The following is a 14,565-nucleotide window of genomic DNA, read 5'->3' on the forward strand; positions in this document are numbered from 1 at the left end:
TCACCGCTCATCCCGGAGCTGCATAGGCTGTTGTACACCACTTTGTTGGCAGGAGGAAGTAGAATGAGCAGACGGCAGATTGTATCCGTGTTGCTTGCGGTGTTGATGGCGGGAGTAGCTGTGCTCGCCGGATGCAGCAAGGACGGATCGGAGCAGAAGGTGATTTCAATCGGCGAGGTGGCGCGGACTTTGTTCTATGCGCCGCAATATGTCGCCATTGAGGAAGGTTTTTTTGAAGAGGAAGGGTTGAAGATTGAACTGACGACGACGCCTGGCGGGGATAAGACGATGACTTCGCTGTTGTCGGGTGTGATTGATGTTGCGCTTGTTGGAGCAGAGACGTCGATCTATGTCTATCAGCAGGGAGCGGAAGACCCCGTTGTCAGCTTTGCCCAGCTGACGCAGACGGACGGCACATTCCTGGTGGCGCGCGAGAAGCCGGATGACTTCCGGTGGGATGAATTGAAAGGGACGGTGTTCCTGGGACAGAGGAAGGGAGGAATGCCGCAGATGGCGGGAGAATTTACCCTGAAGAAGCACGGTATCGATCCTCATGCGGATCTGGAGCTTATTCAGAATGTAGACTTCGCCAACATCGCTGCTGCGTTCTCATCAGGTACGGGAGATTATGTCCAGTTGTTCGAGCCTACCGCATCTATCTTCGAGAGGGAGGGAAGAGGTCATGTCATCGCATCCTTCGGGACGGAGAGCGGCCACTTGCCCTACACCGTATTTATGACGAAGCAAAGCTACATGGACAAAAATAAGAAGTGGGTGCAGGCGTTCACGAATGCGGTGTACAAGGCTCAGAAATGGATAGCGATACATGCTGCAGAGGAAATAGCCGAAGTAGTGTCACCATACTTTGAAAATGTGGATCGTGACATCTTGATCAGTTCCATCGACCGTTACAAGTCGCAAGGCTCATTCGCCTCTGATCCCATCATCGATGAAGCGGAATGGAACAATTTGCTGGATATTATCATGACCGCTGGGGAGCTGGAGGAACGAACGGAGCACAACGTGCTTGTGAATACCGAATTCGGACAGACAGCGATTGATTCGGTGAAATAGCAAGCGAGTTCAGGTGAGAGGGGGGAATGAAATGTCGGATACGCCGGTGCTTCAGCTTGCAGACCTCTCCCATGTGTATGTGAATGAGAAAGGGGCGGCGCTGGTGCTGGAAGGCTTGCAGCTGTCGCTGTCGCGCGGAGAGTTTCTAAGTCTGGTAGGGCCCAGCGGCTGCGGCAAAACGACTGTGCTCAATCTGCTTGCAGGGTTGTTCCCGCCTACGATGGGACGGGTGATGCTTGGCGGGGAGACGGTCACCGGACCGTCTCCCAAGGTAGGCTACATGCTGCAGCAAGATTATTTGTTCCCATGGCGCAGTATCCGCGACAACGCTGCGATCGGACTGGAAATTAACGGAACGAAGACGCGAGCTTCGATGGAGGCGGTCGATGAAGTGCTGTCGGAGCTGGGGCTTGGCGGATATGGAAGCCGCTACCCGCATGAACTGTCCGGCGGCATGCGGCAGCGGGTCGCGCTGGCCCGGACGCTGGTGACGGAGCCGGAATTGCTGCTGCTGGATGAGCCGTTCTCTGCGCTGGATCTTCATATCAAGCTGCAACTGGAGGAGCTGGTGCAGCGTACGCTGAAGCGTCTCTCCAAGACCGCGGTACTCGTGACGCACGACCTGGCGGAAGCGGCGGCAATGAGCGATCGTGTCATCGTCATGGGTCGCAACCCCGGCCGATTCAGAAGCGAGCTGGTCGTGCCGGAGGAGATCAGAACGGCATCTCCGATGAACGCGCGCAAGCTGCCGACCTTCCAGGACATATTCGAGCAATTATGGTCGGAGCTCCATGCGGTGGAACGAGAAGGAGGTGAGAACAGTGGGTGAGCGGCGTGAGCCTTTCGGCGATGAGGCGGCCGACCCGAGCGGAAGAGGCTCTGCGGAGATTGCCGGGATACAGGAAGATCGCAAAGCATTGTTGAACGATCTTCATGGCGATTACAAGCGGCGAATGAGCAGAACTTCCGCAGGTGTCGGCACGACGCAGCTTGTATTGTTGCTGTTGTTCATAACGCTCTGGGAAGTAGCTGGTCGACAGAGGTGGATCGATCCGTTGCTATTCAGCTACCCGACAAAAATATACCAGCAGCTGTACACCTCGATGGCGGACGGCTCCATCTGGCCGCATGTGGCCATGACCGTCGTTGAGACGGTAACCGGCTTCGCGCTGGGTACGATAATCGGCACGGCGATTGCCGCAGCGCTCTGGTGGTTCCCGTTCCTGTCGCGGGTCATGGACCCCTATCTGGTCGTGCTGAACAGCATGCCGAAAGTGGCGCTCGGTCCCATCTTCATCGTACTGCTGGGTCCCGGCTTGATGTCGATTGTGACGATATCCCTGTCGGTAACGGTCATCATTACGACGATCAACATCTATAACAGGTTCCGGGAGATTGACAGCGGTTATATCAAGGTAGTCCGCTTGCTTGGCGCGTCGAAGTCACAGTTGTTCCGCCTCGTCATCCTGCCGGGCTCCTTCCCCGTCATCATCTCCACGCTGAAAGTGAACGTAGGCTTGTCTTGGGTCGGCGTAATTGTGGGAGAATTTTTGGTGGCAAAGCTGGGACTCGGCTACTTGATCATATACGGATTCCAAGTTTTCAACTTTACGCTCGTGCTATCCAGTCTGGTAGTGATAGGCATCGTTGCGACAATTATGTACCAGCTGGTGGCAGCGCTGGAGAGGAAGTTGACGCAGGGCTGGCGGGAACGGTAGGATGGGATAGGGCCTATATCGGCCAAGTATCGACATCTTATTCGGACTTGAGGGAATGCACCATGGGAATTCGCGTCATCAAGACAGCCGTTGCAGCGATCGCGGCCATTTATTCGGCTTTGTATTTAGGAATAGATCCGGCTTTATCCGCCGGTATTTTGGCTATACTCGGTGTTGAAGTGACGCGAATGAAAGGGCTGAAGAGCGTCTTCATTCGGTTCGTCGCATCAGTGCTGGGTCTTTTTTTCGGCTCGCTCATCTTTGTGCTGTTAGGCTTTCAATATTGGTCTTTGGCGATCTTTATAATGATTACTTTCCCCATTTTGGCTAGATTCCAATTGAAGGACGGCATCTTAACTAGCTCTGTCATCGTGTTTCACATCTTTGATCATGGTGAAGTCAACAGTACGCTAATTGCTAACGAAATCGTGCTGTTGCTCGTCGGGCTTGGCTGGGCAACGATTATTAATTTTCTGTACATGCCCAAGGAAGAGCATGGCTTGAAGCGGCTGCGAATAGAGACGGAGAGGATGTTCGGCGAGATGTTCCGGCAGATGGCCCTGACGCTGCGCGATCCCGCCCACTTATGGGGGGGAGAAGAACTGATCGCCGTCGAACAGGCGATTCGGGATGGAAGCCAATTGTCTTTGCGCAGCAAGGAGAACCGGCTGTGGGGGCATGAACCCTACTGGGCCATTTACTTCGAGATGCGAAGGCAGCAATTGGACTCCATCAGTGCGATGCTGACAGATCTGGCTTTCGTCTATGAGAAGCTGCCTCAGAACGAATGGATGGCGCAGCTGCTGGAGCAGTTGTCCGGTGATGTGATGTCCGAGGTATACCGCGGCGGAGCGGAGCGCAAGCTGCTCGAGATGAAGCGAAGGTTCAAGGAGATGCAATTGCCGGCAACTCGGGAGGAATTCGAGGTGAGGGCCACGCTATACAATCTGCTACGCGAATTGGAGCGATATTTGTCCATCGCGAAGCGGCTCCAGAAGAAGCCGAGGGAGACGGTTGTGAAGTGATTTTTGGGCTGCATTCGCACTCGATGTCAAATACTATCTTTCTATTATTACATGTTCATCTCGAAAGATTTCGTAAAAAATTTTTCATAAGGCGCAAAACGGTAGCATACATATGGACTATCAGCGTCCGGCGGCGTGGTAGTCGATGGCGAGTTATGGTGTATTGCGCGTAGGCGATATCCTTGGGATGGGACGTGTAAAATTTCTCGCTTTGCAGACCTGTTTAATCAACAAACGCCTATGACCTGCATACACTTTAAATGAATGATTGTATGGAGGAGGTTAAGTCAATGACTATTGCAGATAAACAGCTCCAGTACAGAGAAATAATTACGAAAGCTGTCTGCGGCAAGGGTCGTAAGTTTACAACAGTCACCCATACCGTTACACCGCCTCATAAGCCTACCAGCATTCTGGGCGCATGGATTATCAACCATCAGTATGAAGCGGTTCGTTCAGGTGACGGCATTGAAGTGATCGGTACTTACGACATTGATATCTGGTATTCTTACAGCGATAACTCGCAAACGGATGTTGCCAAGGAATCCGTACAATTCGTGGAGAATGTGCCGCTCTCATATGTGGATCCGAAACATAGGGCGTCGACGGAGGAGGTTGCCGCAGAGGTGCTTCAGGAGCCGAATTGCATTGAAGCGAATATTTCTTCGAACGGTTCCAGCGTTGTCGTTCGCGTCGAGCGCGAATTTGCGGTTGAGATGGTCGCCGAGACGAAAGTATGCGTAGCAGTCGTACCAGGCGGCTGCAGCGACATCGACGACAAGGATATGGCTTTCACGCTTGGCGAAGAAGATGGAGATTTTGAGGATCTGGATTCTGATCTGCTCGACGATGAGCTGTAATTTTTTATGCGGCCTAGTACCGCATTATATGCCGGGCATACGGCAGGCTTGAGGGCGGAAGCCCTCTTTTTGTTTGACGGAAGCGGATTGGGCGGTGAATGAGCTCCTGACGCCTTCGGTAAGCGCGTGTGGAAGCGGCGTATTGGGGGGGAGGAGTGATATGGCGTATGCCGACATTATGGATATGGCAGCCGGGGACTGACGAGGAATTCATGCCCGCTGCAACTCTGGATTGTCGCGGGAAGCAGTCGCCTTCCCGTGCGGCGCGATGGTCGCCTCCTGGTCAGTCGGTCAAGGTCTCCGGGATCACGCCGGGGATCGGCGACGCCATCCTCCCGGCTTGGCCAAGTGAAGCGATGCTAGATTCCCGTTGTCGGGACGCGTGGCTGCTGAATGCGGGAGCTTCAGCAGCGCTGTCGATGGATGAGTCGGAGCAGAGAGCGTTGTGGCGGCGATGCGGCTTGCCCGTCCGTGATGGGCTGGAGAGCGAGCGGACGTATCGGGTGCAGGTGGTCTGCTTGGCGCCGGTGTCGCTGCGACGCTCCGATAACGATGGAGGCGAGCTGCTACCGCCGCCGCAATGGCCGGCGGATGTGCACAGCTGGCCCGCAGATACGCTGCTGCGTCGCGTGGCGTACACCGCTGTGCGGGCGCTGTACGCTCTCCGCCTGGATGCCGGAGAGGCGGAGGTAGCGCTTGGCGGTGACGGGCGCGTGTCGCTGCGCCGCGCACGTCCGCTGGGCGCCGCCGAGCTGCCGCAGGCGGTGCTGAAGCCGCTTGCCGAGTGGTATGCGGCAAGCGGCGGCGATGCGGATCGGCAGGGCATTTTGCTTGGCGCCGATCCGGAGTTCGCGCTGCTGCGGCCGGACGGCAGGCTAGCCTCGGCCGCGCGCTTCTTCGGCGCTGGCGCCGCCGGTGCGGCCGGCACCGACGCGCTGTTAGTGAGGCGGCGGCTGCTCTACCCCGTCGCCGAGCTACGGCCCGCGCCGGCAGCCGATCCCGCCGCGCTGGCCGCGAATGTGCGACGCTTGCTGCTGCGCGCCGCCGCGAAGGTGAGCGACCCGTCGCTGCGCTGGGTCGCAGGTGCGATGCCCTTGCCGGGGCTGGCGCTCGGCGGGCACATCCATATAAGCGGAGCGCCGCTCACCGGGCGCTTGCTCCGCTGCCTCGACAGCTGCTTGGCGTATCCGCTCGCGCTGGTGGAGGACCCCGCCGGGCGGGGGCGACGTCCCCGCTACGGCGGGCTCGGGGACTTCCGCCATCAGCCGCATGGCGGGTTCGAATATCGCACGCTGCCGAGCTGGCTCATTGCCCCGGCAGCGGCCAAGGCCGCCTTCGCGCTGGCGTTGCTGTGCGCCCGCGAAGCGCATCGGATGCCGCGCATACCCGCTTGTGGCGAACGGTATGCGGCAGCCTACTACGCCGGCGATCGCTCGGAGCTCGCCGGTTGCCTGGATGACGTCGCTAGGACGCTTTCGGCGACGGAGAGCTATTCGGCGCTCTCGGCATACATCGAGCCGTTGCTTGACGCAGCTCGGCAGGGCAAGACGTGGGATGAGAAGCGGGACTTTCGCTACAAGTGGCGCGTCCCTTTATGAAATTTTACTATATTGGATGAACGATTAAACTGCTCTCTTGATGTGATACACAAGGGGACGACTAACTGGATAAAGTACAGTTAGATGTGTGAAAATGGGGAACAAGGTTGCATCTAATTGGAATTAGTACAGGTGGATTTCAGTCTTTCGGTGCTTACTAGCAGAAATGGAAAAAACAACTGTAGTTTTTGTGGTTATATCTAAAAAAACATGCGAATCTAGAGCAATGACCTGTAGTTTTTCCAGTTAGCTCCCACGTTTAGCCCGTCCGTTGTCTGCACTATTAGTATGAGCCACTCAATGGTTCAACATATATAGCTCAATTTTGGCGCCGCCATCCGGGCTTTTCAACATCCGCGCAGGTGTGTCGTCAAATTGTCGAATGTTCCGGACCAGCCGTCGTACACGAACTGATCACCAGGGTGGCCTGCGTATCCGCGGAGGTGGAAGATCATCTCGGTGCTGTCGCCGTTCTCAACGAGGGTAAGGGTCACGACGGGGGAATTCTCGACGGGAGCATCGGGGTAGCCCCAGGTGAAGACGAGCCGTTCGAAAGGAATGACATCCAGGAACACGCCTCCGGTGTGAAATTCCTCCTTGGTCTCGGCATTAATCATAGTATAACGGTAGCGCCCGCCTTGGCGGACGTCGAAGGTGATGGACTCCAGGGGTGTTGATGGCAACCACGCGGCAAGCTCCTTCTCTTCAGTCCAGGCGCGCCACACGAGTTCGCGGGGTGCGTTTAATGTTCGTGTAATGGTGAATTCCGATGGGGATGCAGACATGATTATTGTTCCTCCTTTTTGGTCATCGTTTTGAGATGTTCTTCCAGTGCGTCGAAGCGTTGGTTCCATTGGCGGCGGTGCTGATCGACCCAGACTGATGCCTCATCGAGAGGCTCCGTGCGTATCGTAAGGGTCCGCCACTGGGCGTTCGTAGTTCGTTCGATCAGTCCTGCTCGCTCCAGCACTTTGAGGTGCTGGGAGATAGCGGGGGCGCTTATCTCGAATTGTTCAGCGACTTCACCTACGGTAGCGGCTCTCTGTGACAGTGTGGTCAGGATATTTCGGCGTGTTGGATCGGCGAGAGCCGCGAAGATGAGGCTGAGTGTATCTTTCGCAACCAATTTAGCAACTCCTTAATTAAGGATATAATTAAATATAATAAACAACGAATGATCGTGTCAAGCTTCCTGGAATTTCTTTTGACACGTAGCTCGTTATCTCTTCTAATACTATCGCTAAGCAGTGTTTAAACTGCTCTCGTTTCTATGCAGCCAAAATGAGCGTTAAGTCCCGCTTTTCAGTATACCCCGTGCCCCAGTGTGACCATTTTGAGCGATAGACCGTTCTCACTGGTGCGGAGGAAGCAATTTGGCGGTTTCATGTACTACAAATTAGCTGCCGACTAGTGCATCGCCCTCCGCCGATTGCTATAATGATGAGATGGTGTTCATTATCAATTTTCGGGAGGAACGCAAGTGGCTGGTTACACTCCGATGATTCAGCAATATTTGGCTATAAAAGAAGAAGCAAAGGACGCTTTTTTATTTTTCCGTCTCGGCGACTTCTATGAAATGTTCTTCGACGACGCCGTGCTTGCCGCCAGAGAGCTGGAGATTACGCTTACTGGACGGGAGGGCGGAGGAAAGGAAAAGATTCCGATGTGCGGCGTGCCTTATCACTCCGCCAGCAATTATATCAGCAGACTGATCGACAAAGGCTATAAAGTGGCGGTCTGCGAGCAAGTAGAAGACCCATCGACGGCCAAAGGCGTCGTGCGCAGGGAGATTGTAAGAGTCATCACACCGGGCACGGTCATGGAGGACAAGTCGCTGGACGGTACGACGAACAATTTCATTGCATCCGTCGTAAGTGTTGACGGCATGTTGGGCCTCTCGGCATGCGACCTGTCTACGGGTGAGCTCTATGTGACCTCGTTCCCTGAAGGCATGACGGCGCTGCTGGACGAGCTTACGGTGTATGAACCGTCGGAGCTCGTCGGCGACGGGGAACTGCTCGCGAAGCTGAAGGCGGAAGCGGCATGGAACAGGCAGCTGCCGATGACGGCGTACGGCGAGAAGGGCGAAGAGCAACTGCGGCAGAAGTTCGGCGAGGAGCAAGTGCAGGAGCTTAGCGCCGCCAGACGCAAGGCTGTCGCCGCTCTTGTTAGTTACCTAGAAGAGACGCAGAAGCGTGCCTTGTCCCATATGCAGTCGATCACCGCCTACGAACCGAATCAATTCATGGTGCTGGACCATTATACGCGACGCAATCTGGAGCTGACGGAGACGGTGCAGAGCCGCAGCAAGAAGGGGTCGCTGTTGTGGCTGCTAGACCGCACGGGTACGGCGATGGGGGCGAGGCTGCTGCGCCGTTGGATCGACAAGCCGCTGCTGTCTTCCTCAGCGATAACTCGCCGGCTGGATGCCGTGGAGACGTTGCACCGGAATCTCATATTGCGTGAAGATATGCGCGCTCAGCTACAGCCGATCTACGATTTGGAACGACTCGTCGGGAGAGTGGCCTACGGCAATGCGAACGGCCGTGATTTGAACGCGCTGAAATCCTCTCTGCGCCGCATTCCGGAGCTGAAGGAGATGTGCATGCGTTCCGGTGCCGACGTGCTGATTAGTCTCGTCGAGAATGCCGACGATTGTGCCGACCTCGCAGATATGATCGACACTGTGCTGGTGGAAGATGCACCGTTGTCGATTCGGGAGGGCGGCCTGATCCGAACCGGTTATGACGATTACCTGGACCAGCTGCGCGAAGCCAGCACGAACGGCAAGAAGTGGCTGGCGGAGCTGGAGCGAAGAGAACGCGAGGCGACGGGCGTCAAGTCGCTCAAGATCGGCTACAACAAAGTGTTCGGCTATTACCTTGAAGTGTCCAAGGCGAACCTGTCCATGCTGCCTGAAGGCAGATACGAGCGCAAGCAGACGCTTGCCAATGCGGAGAGGTTCGTAACTCCGGAACTGAAGGAGAAGGAAAGACTTATCCTGGAAGCAGAGGACAAAATGGTAGACGTCGAATACGGCCGCTTCCTGGAGCTTCGCGATCACATCGCGCTGCATCTGCATCGTCTGCAGAGAGCTGCTGCGCTTATTGCGGAGCTGGATGTCTATCAGTCCATGGCTACTGTAAGCGCCGAGCGGAGGTACACGCGGCCGGAAGTGGGTGAAGCGTACGATCTGACCATAGAGGATGGACGTCATCCCGTTGTAGAGGCTGTGATGGAGGGGGCGAATTTCATTGCGAACGGAACGAGTCTGGCCCGTCCCGACCGCTCGATTCTGCTCATAACCGGCCCCAACATGGCAGGCAAAAGCACGTATATGCGTCAAGTGGCGCTAATTGGCATTATGGCTCAGATCGGCTGCTTCGTGCCTGCGAAGCGTGCCGTCATACCGCTAACGGATCGCATCTTTACAAGAATTGGCGCGGCGGACGACCTGATCGGCGGTCAGAGTACCTTCATGGTGGAGATGAAGGATATTCAAGTGATGACCGAGAAAGCGACGGTGTCCAGTCTGGTCATTATCGACGAGCTGGGCCGGGGCACATCCACAGGCGAAGGGATGGCCATTGCACAAGCGGTTATCGAGTACATTCATCATCATATCGGCTGCAAAGCGCTTGTGTCGACGCATTTCCACGAGCTGGCGCATCTGGAGCAGTCGCTGTCGTCGCTGGTGAATGCACGGATGGCTGTCGAGGAAAGCGGCAAGGACGTGACATTCTTGCGCAAGCTCATTCCGGGTGCTGCAGATACGAGCTACGGCATCTATTGCGCGCAGCTTGCCGGGTTACCTTCCTCAATCATTGGGCGGGCTTATGATCTACTGGAGCAATCCGGAGCGACAGGTAATGCTGACACTCCCGTTACTCAAGCTTCAGTGCCTTCAATCGAATCGCGGCGGAAGAATATCGTACAACTGTCGATGTTCGAAGAAGCGGCTGTTGCACAAGCGTATTCGGAACCCAGGAAAGGGAGCTCCAAGGGAGAGCAGCTCGCCGAGAATTTGCGCAAGCTGGATCTGTTCAATATGACGCCCATGCAGGCGATGCAATGGTTGAACGAGATGAAGCAGAAGCTGAGCGATTAAGAAAGGCTCGTTCGCATTATTCGGAGAGGAGGATCGGCTATGACGAGAATTCGAGTGATGGATGAGCAGCTTGCTAACCAAATTGCGGCTGGAGAAGTTGTGGAACGTCCAGCGTCGGTCGTCAAGGAGCTGGTGGAAAACGCCGTCGATGCGGGAAGCACGACGATCGATGTGTCGATTGAAGAAGGCGGCTTGACGCTGATGAAAGTAACGGATAATGGGGGCGGTATCTCAAGAGAAGATATGGAGACCGCCTTCCTCCGCCATGCGACAAGCAAAATTGCTACGAGCAGCGATTTGTTCCGCATTGCGAGCCTGGGCTTCCGCGGGGAGGCGCTCTCCAGTATCGCCGCTGTATCGCGCTTGGAGTGCGTATCCGCGGACAGTGATACCGGTCTGGCCAGAAGGCTGCGCATCGAAGGTGGCGTCATTACGGCCGACGAACCCGTCAATGCGCCGATCGGCACCAGCATGAGCGTCAGCGATCTGTTCTACAATACGCCGGCCCGATTGAAATATATGAAGTCGATTCCGACGGAGCTGGGACATATATCAGACTATATGAACCGAATTGCCCTTGCGCATCCCGGCATTGCCATTACGCTGGAGCATAACGGGAATGTGCTGCTGCGCACGACGGGTACGGGAGACCGTCTGCAGGTGATAGCTGCGGTATATGGACGCAATACGGCGAAAGCAATGCTCAAGACGGAGGCGTCTGACAGCGACTATACATTAACGGGATATGTGTCCAAGCCGGAGCTGACCCGCGCGAACCGCAATGGTATTACGGCGATCGTGAACGGACGTTATATTAGAAGTCACAGCATTAACGGAGCGCTGCTGCAAGCTTATCATACGCTGCTTCCGATCAACAGATATCCGCTTGCCGTACTGGAGATCGGCATGCATCCAAGCCTGCTCGACGTCAACGTGCATCCGTCCAAGATGGAGGTGCGCTTCAGTAAGGAAGTCGAACTGAGAGCGCTGCTTGAGAAGGCGGTGAAGGAAGCGCTGCATGCACAGCGCTATACGCCGGGAATGGACACTGGTCGCAGAGATCGCAGCGGACCGCAGTATGTGCAGGATGCCATCTCCTTTCATGTGAGCGACCGCACGCCAACGTCTTCGCAGCCGCCCATTCCGGCCACATCTGCAGCGAAAGTACGTCATTCCGATTGCGGTGGTGGATTCGGCGATCGGAAGTATGTTCCTGCCGATGTAACAGAACGGCTATATGCTCCGCCCAATCCGGAGCGAACCGAATCGTTCCGCGAGCGGGGAGCAGCCGATGGCTTAGCAGGGGAACGTTATGTTGCCGGCAGCGACGGCTCCTTCCGAGACGCAAGCTTGCTTCAGCAAACGCCAATGGACGGGCCGCCACTATCGATTGAATCGGAAGCGGAGTTCTCTCACGCTGCTGCGGTAACGAAATCGGACTTGCAAGCTGCAGACTCAACTGCAGTCCGCGAGACTTCGGCTTCGGAGAGCAAGGGCTTTCCGGAGCTGCACTGGATCGGACAGCACCATGGCACTTATTTGATTGCGCAAGCGGAGGACGGCTTATACTTGATTGACCAGCATGCTGCGCATGAGCGAATCAATTATGAGTATTATCTTCATAAATTTGGGAATCCTGTAGCTGCAAGTCAACAGCTTCTCGTGCCAATCACCTTGGAGTTCACGCCGGGCGATGCCGCCCAGTTGAAGGAATTGCTGCATCTGATGTCTGCAGCAGGCGTTGAGCTGGAACCATTCGGAGCCCAGACCTACCTTGTTCGGGCATGTCCGGAATGGTTGCCGAAGGGACAAGAGGAATCGATTCTGGAGGAGATGGCCGAGCTGATCATTCGGGAGCGCAAGGGGATCGATATCGGCAAGCTGCGCGAGGAAGCGGCGATCATGTGCTCGTGCAAGGCTTCTATCAAGGCGAATGACCGGCTAACGAGAGAAGAAGGGGAAGGGCTTCTGCGGCGGCTGGCAACATGCGTACAGCCGTATACGTGCCCGCACGGCAGGCCAATTATCGTACATTTGTCTACTTATCAGTTAGAGAAAATGTTCAAGCGGGTGATGTCATGATTGTTACGACGTCCGTCAAGCCTTCGGAGACGCTGCTGACACAAGCGAGAAGGCTATCGAGGCAACTGGATATTCCGCTCGTGGCCAGACGCAACGCGACTGTGCGTAAGCTTGTGGGAGAGCAGACCAACCGCCGGGTTATCGTTGTTACTGAAGAAGGTGTCAGATTCTATGACGGGAATGGCAATCAGCCGGATACGCCGCTGTTCTACCATCCCAGCATGGCATTGGTACGCGTGAAGCGCCTTCGCGCCGGAGAGAGCGACCCGCTCATTGCCTATTCGGGCTGCAGCAGAGGCGATGCCGTGCTCGACTGTACGGCGGGATTGTGCGCTGATTCACTCGTGTTCGCTTATGCGGCGGGCGCGGAGGGCAACGTGACGGCGCTGGAGAGCGAGCCCGTACTTCATGCGATCGTGAGCGAAGGCTTGGCTACTTACGAATCCGGTCTTCCCGATGTGGACGCGGCCATGCGCCGAATATCGCTGCAATGCCGCAATCATGCGGATTATCTGGAGCAGCAACCGGACAACAGCGTGGATATCGTCTATTTCGATCCCATGTTCCGCCGGCCGGTATATGAATCCAGCTCCATCGGCGCCATTCGAACCGTTGCGAACAGCGGTGCGCTGCTGCCGGAAGCGATCGGACATGCGAAGCGGATTGCGCGCAAGTCTGTCGTGCTGAAGGAGCAATATGGCAGCGAGGAATTCGAGCGGCTGGGGTTCCTGGAGCTGCCGTCCAAGAAATCGACGAAAATTGCATACGGAGTGATTCAGGTTGGAGAAGGATAAAGGCCCTTTGCTCGTCTTGCTGGGACCGACTGCAGTCGGCAAGACGGCGTTAAGCCTGGAAATTGCGAAGCGTTGGAATGCGGAGATCATATCCGGTGATTCCATGCAAGTGTACAGGGGAATGGACATCGGCACGGCGAAGATTAAACAATCCGAAATGGAAGGCGTGCCCCATCATATGATCGATATATGCGATCCTGCAAAGCCTTTCTCGGCGGCTGAATTCCAGGATTATGCGCGCGCCGCCATCTCGGATATCCACAGCAGGGGGAAGCTGCCGTTCATCGTAGGCGGTACCGGACTGTATGTAGAGTCGCTATGTTATCAATATCAGTTCGCCGATATCGGCTCGGATGAAGCTTTCCGGCAGCGCCAGGAGCAATATGCTGAGGAGCATGGAAGGGAAGCGCTGCATGCAAAGCTGGCGAAGATCGATCCTGAAGCGGCAGCACGGCTTCATCCCAACGATCAGCGGAGGATTATTCGGGCGATGGAAGTATATCATCTGACAGGGGAGACTTTCAGCAGTCAGCAGGCGAACCAGAAGCGTGAGTCGCCGTACGAGCTACTGCTGCTCGGGTTGACAATGGACCGTGCGGAACTGTATCGTCGTATAGAGAAGCGCATTGACGCCATGCTTGAGGAGGGGCTAGTCGGAGAAGTAGAGACACTACTGGGCATGGAGAAGCCTCCGCATACCGTCCCGATGCAGGCGCTCGGCTATAAGGAGATTGCCGCTTACTTGCGCGGGGAGATGGCTTATGAGGCCGCTGTGGAGCGGTTGAAGCGGGATACCAGAAGATTTGCCAAGCGCCAGTTGTCATGGTTCCGCCATATGCAGGATATACGTTGGATTGATGCAGGGGAAAATTTTCACAACAATTTGAATCGAATTCATGCTATAATAGCAGGAAAGTTTCAAGATCATCTTGAATATCATTCTAACCAATCTTTTTTTGACGGGGGTAACGTCCAAATGAACAAATCTATCAATATTCAAGATACGTTCCTGAACCAGCTTCGCAAAGAGAACATTCCGGTTACCGTGTTTTTAATGAACGGCTTCCAAATACGCGGCGCCATTAAAGCATTCGATAATTTTACTATCATTATTGATAGCGAAGGTCGTCAGCAAATGGTGTACAAGCATGCGATTTCCACATTTATGCCTCAACGCAACGTATCGCTTATGCAACAGGACAACAGCTCATCGGATAGTTAACTCTTTTTACCAAATGAAACTTTCCGATGACTTCTTGCGTTTTATTAGATAGCGGCATGCAGGAGCAACCCGCCTACAACGGGT

At 55.3% G+C, this 14,565-nt stretch carries 12 protein-coding genes and 1 pseudogene; 11 read left to right on the top strand and 2 right to left on the bottom strand.

The annotated features are described in order from the left end of the window. The first annotated feature begins 63 nt into the window (after positions 1-63). From ACFQ2I_RS05875 to ACFQ2I_RS05900, 6 genes are all read left to right on the top strand, one after another. Complete coding sequence (locus tag ACFQ2I_RS05875) at positions 64-1,074, top strand: ABC transporter substrate-binding protein (RefSeq protein ID WP_377562748.1); 1,011 nt, start codon at positions 64-66, stop codon at positions 1,072-1,074. A 31-nt stretch (positions 1,075-1,105) separates the two neighbouring features. Further along, complete coding sequence (locus ACFQ2I_RS05880) at positions 1,106-1,903, top strand: ABC transporter ATP-binding protein (RefSeq protein WP_377562750.1); 798 nt, start codon at positions 1,106-1,108, stop codon at positions 1,901-1,903. 124 nt (positions 1,904-2,027) lie between these two features. Beyond that, positions 2,028-2,792 carry an ABC transporter permease gene (locus ACFQ2I_RS05885; protein ID WP_377562986.1) on the top strand — a complete coding sequence of 255 codons (765 nt, stop codon included), beginning with the start codon at positions 2,028-2,030 and terminating at the stop codon, positions 2,790-2,792. A 62-nt stretch (positions 2,793-2,854) separates the two neighbouring features. Continuing rightward, the gene (locus ACFQ2I_RS05890) at positions 2,855-3,817 is read left to right on the top strand and encodes an aromatic acid exporter family protein (protein ID WP_377562751.1); all 963 of its coding nucleotides are present in this window, start codon (positions 2,855-2,857) and stop codon (positions 3,815-3,817) included. 290 nt (positions 3,818-4,107) lie between these two features. Further along, positions 4,108-4,677 (top strand): outer spore coat protein CotE, encoded by a 570-nt coding sequence (cotE, locus tag ACFQ2I_RS05895; protein WP_377562753.1) that lies wholly within the window; start codon positions 4,108-4,110, stop codon positions 4,675-4,677. 527 nt (positions 4,678-5,204) lie between these two features. Then, complete coding sequence (locus ACFQ2I_RS05900) at positions 5,205-6,275, top strand: putative amidoligase domain-containing protein (RefSeq protein ID WP_377562987.1); 1,071 nt, start codon at positions 5,205-5,207, stop codon at positions 6,273-6,275. A 347-nt stretch (positions 6,276-6,622) separates the two neighbouring features. Here ACFQ2I_RS05900 and ACFQ2I_RS05905 read toward each other — a convergent pair whose 3' ends face one another. Next, on the bottom strand, positions 6,623-7,060 hold the full coding sequence (locus ACFQ2I_RS05905) for an SRPBCC family protein (protein WP_377562755.1): 438 nt from the start codon (positions 7,058-7,060) through the stop codon (positions 6,623-6,625). 2 nt (positions 7,061-7,062) lie between these two features. Beyond that, complete coding sequence (locus tag ACFQ2I_RS05910; protein ID WP_377562757.1) at positions 7,063-7,401, bottom strand: ArsR/SmtB family transcription factor; 339 nt, start codon at positions 7,399-7,401, stop codon at positions 7,063-7,065. A gap of 354 nt (positions 7,402-7,755) precedes the next feature. On the opposite strand from ACFQ2I_RS05910, the gene mutS reads away from it, so the two are divergent. The 5 genes and pseudogenes from mutS to hfq all read left to right on the top strand — a co-directional run bounded on the left by mutS (position 7,756) and on the right by hfq (position 14,481). Beyond that, on the top strand, positions 7,756-10,383 hold the full coding sequence (gene mutS / locus ACFQ2I_RS05915; RefSeq protein ID WP_377562758.1) for a DNA mismatch repair protein MutS: 2,628 nt from the start codon (positions 7,756-7,758) through the stop codon (positions 10,381-10,383). Between the two features lie 39 nt (positions 10,384-10,422). Further along, positions 10,423-12,465 carry a DNA mismatch repair endonuclease MutL gene (mutL, locus tag ACFQ2I_RS05920; protein ID WP_377562759.1) on the top strand — a complete coding sequence of 681 codons (2,043 nt, stop codon included), beginning with the start codon at positions 10,423-10,425 and terminating at the stop codon, positions 12,463-12,465. Next, complete coding sequence (locus tag ACFQ2I_RS05925; protein WP_377562760.1) at positions 12,462-13,259, top strand: class I SAM-dependent methyltransferase; 798 nt, start codon at positions 12,462-12,464, stop codon at positions 13,257-13,259. The genes mutL and ACFQ2I_RS05925 overlap by 4 nt, the downstream gene beginning before the upstream one ends. Next, positions 13,246-14,211 (top strand): annotated as a pseudogene (gene miaA, locus ACFQ2I_RS05930) (tRNA (adenosine(37)-N6)-dimethylallyltransferase MiaA); the annotation flags it as partial. The gene ACFQ2I_RS05925 and the pseudogene miaA, both read left to right, overlap by 14 nt. A 24-nt stretch (positions 14,212-14,235) precedes the next feature. After that, positions 14,236-14,481 carry an RNA chaperone Hfq gene (hfq, locus tag ACFQ2I_RS05935; protein WP_377562988.1) on the top strand — a complete coding sequence of 82 codons (246 nt, stop codon included), beginning with the start codon at positions 14,236-14,238 and terminating at the stop codon, positions 14,479-14,481. Positions 14,482-14,565 lie beyond the last annotated feature (84 nt).

This window comes from Paenibacillus chungangensis (assembly GCF_042675905.1).
Taxonomy (GTDB): Bacteria; Bacillota; Bacilli; order Paenibacillales; family Paenibacillaceae; genus Pristimantibacillus; species Pristimantibacillus chungangensis.

Coding starts and splice junctions, on each gene's coding strand:
- ACFQ2I_RS05875 (WP_377562748.1), top strand. CDS start 64: ATGAGCAGACGGCAGATTGTATCCGTGTTGCTTGCGGTGTTGATGGCG.
- ACFQ2I_RS05880 (WP_377562750.1), top strand. CDS start 1,106: ATGTCGGATACGCCGGTGCTTCAGCTTGCAGACCTCTCCCATGTGTAT.
- ACFQ2I_RS05885 (WP_377562986.1), top strand. CDS start 2,028: ATGAGCAGAACTTCCGCAGGTGTCGGCACGACGCAGCTTGTATTGTTG.
- ACFQ2I_RS05890 (WP_377562751.1), top strand. CDS start 2,855: ATGGGAATTCGCGTCATCAAGACAGCCGTTGCAGCGATCGCGGCCATT.
- cotE (WP_377562753.1), top strand. CDS start 4,108: ATGACTATTGCAGATAAACAGCTCCAGTACAGAGAAATAATTACGAAA.
- ACFQ2I_RS05905 (WP_377562755.1), bottom strand. CDS start 7,060: ATGTCTGCATCCCCATCGGAATTCACCATTACACGAACATTAAACGCA.
- mutL (WP_377562759.1), top strand. CDS start 10,423: ATGACGAGAATTCGAGTGATGGATGAGCAGCTTGCTAACCAAATTGCG.
- ACFQ2I_RS05925 (WP_377562760.1), top strand. CDS start 12,462: ATGATTGTTACGACGTCCGTCAAGCCTTCGGAGACGCTGCTGACACAA.
- hfq (WP_377562988.1), top strand. CDS start 14,236: ATGAACAAATCTATCAATATTCAAGATACGTTCCTGAACCAGCTTCGC.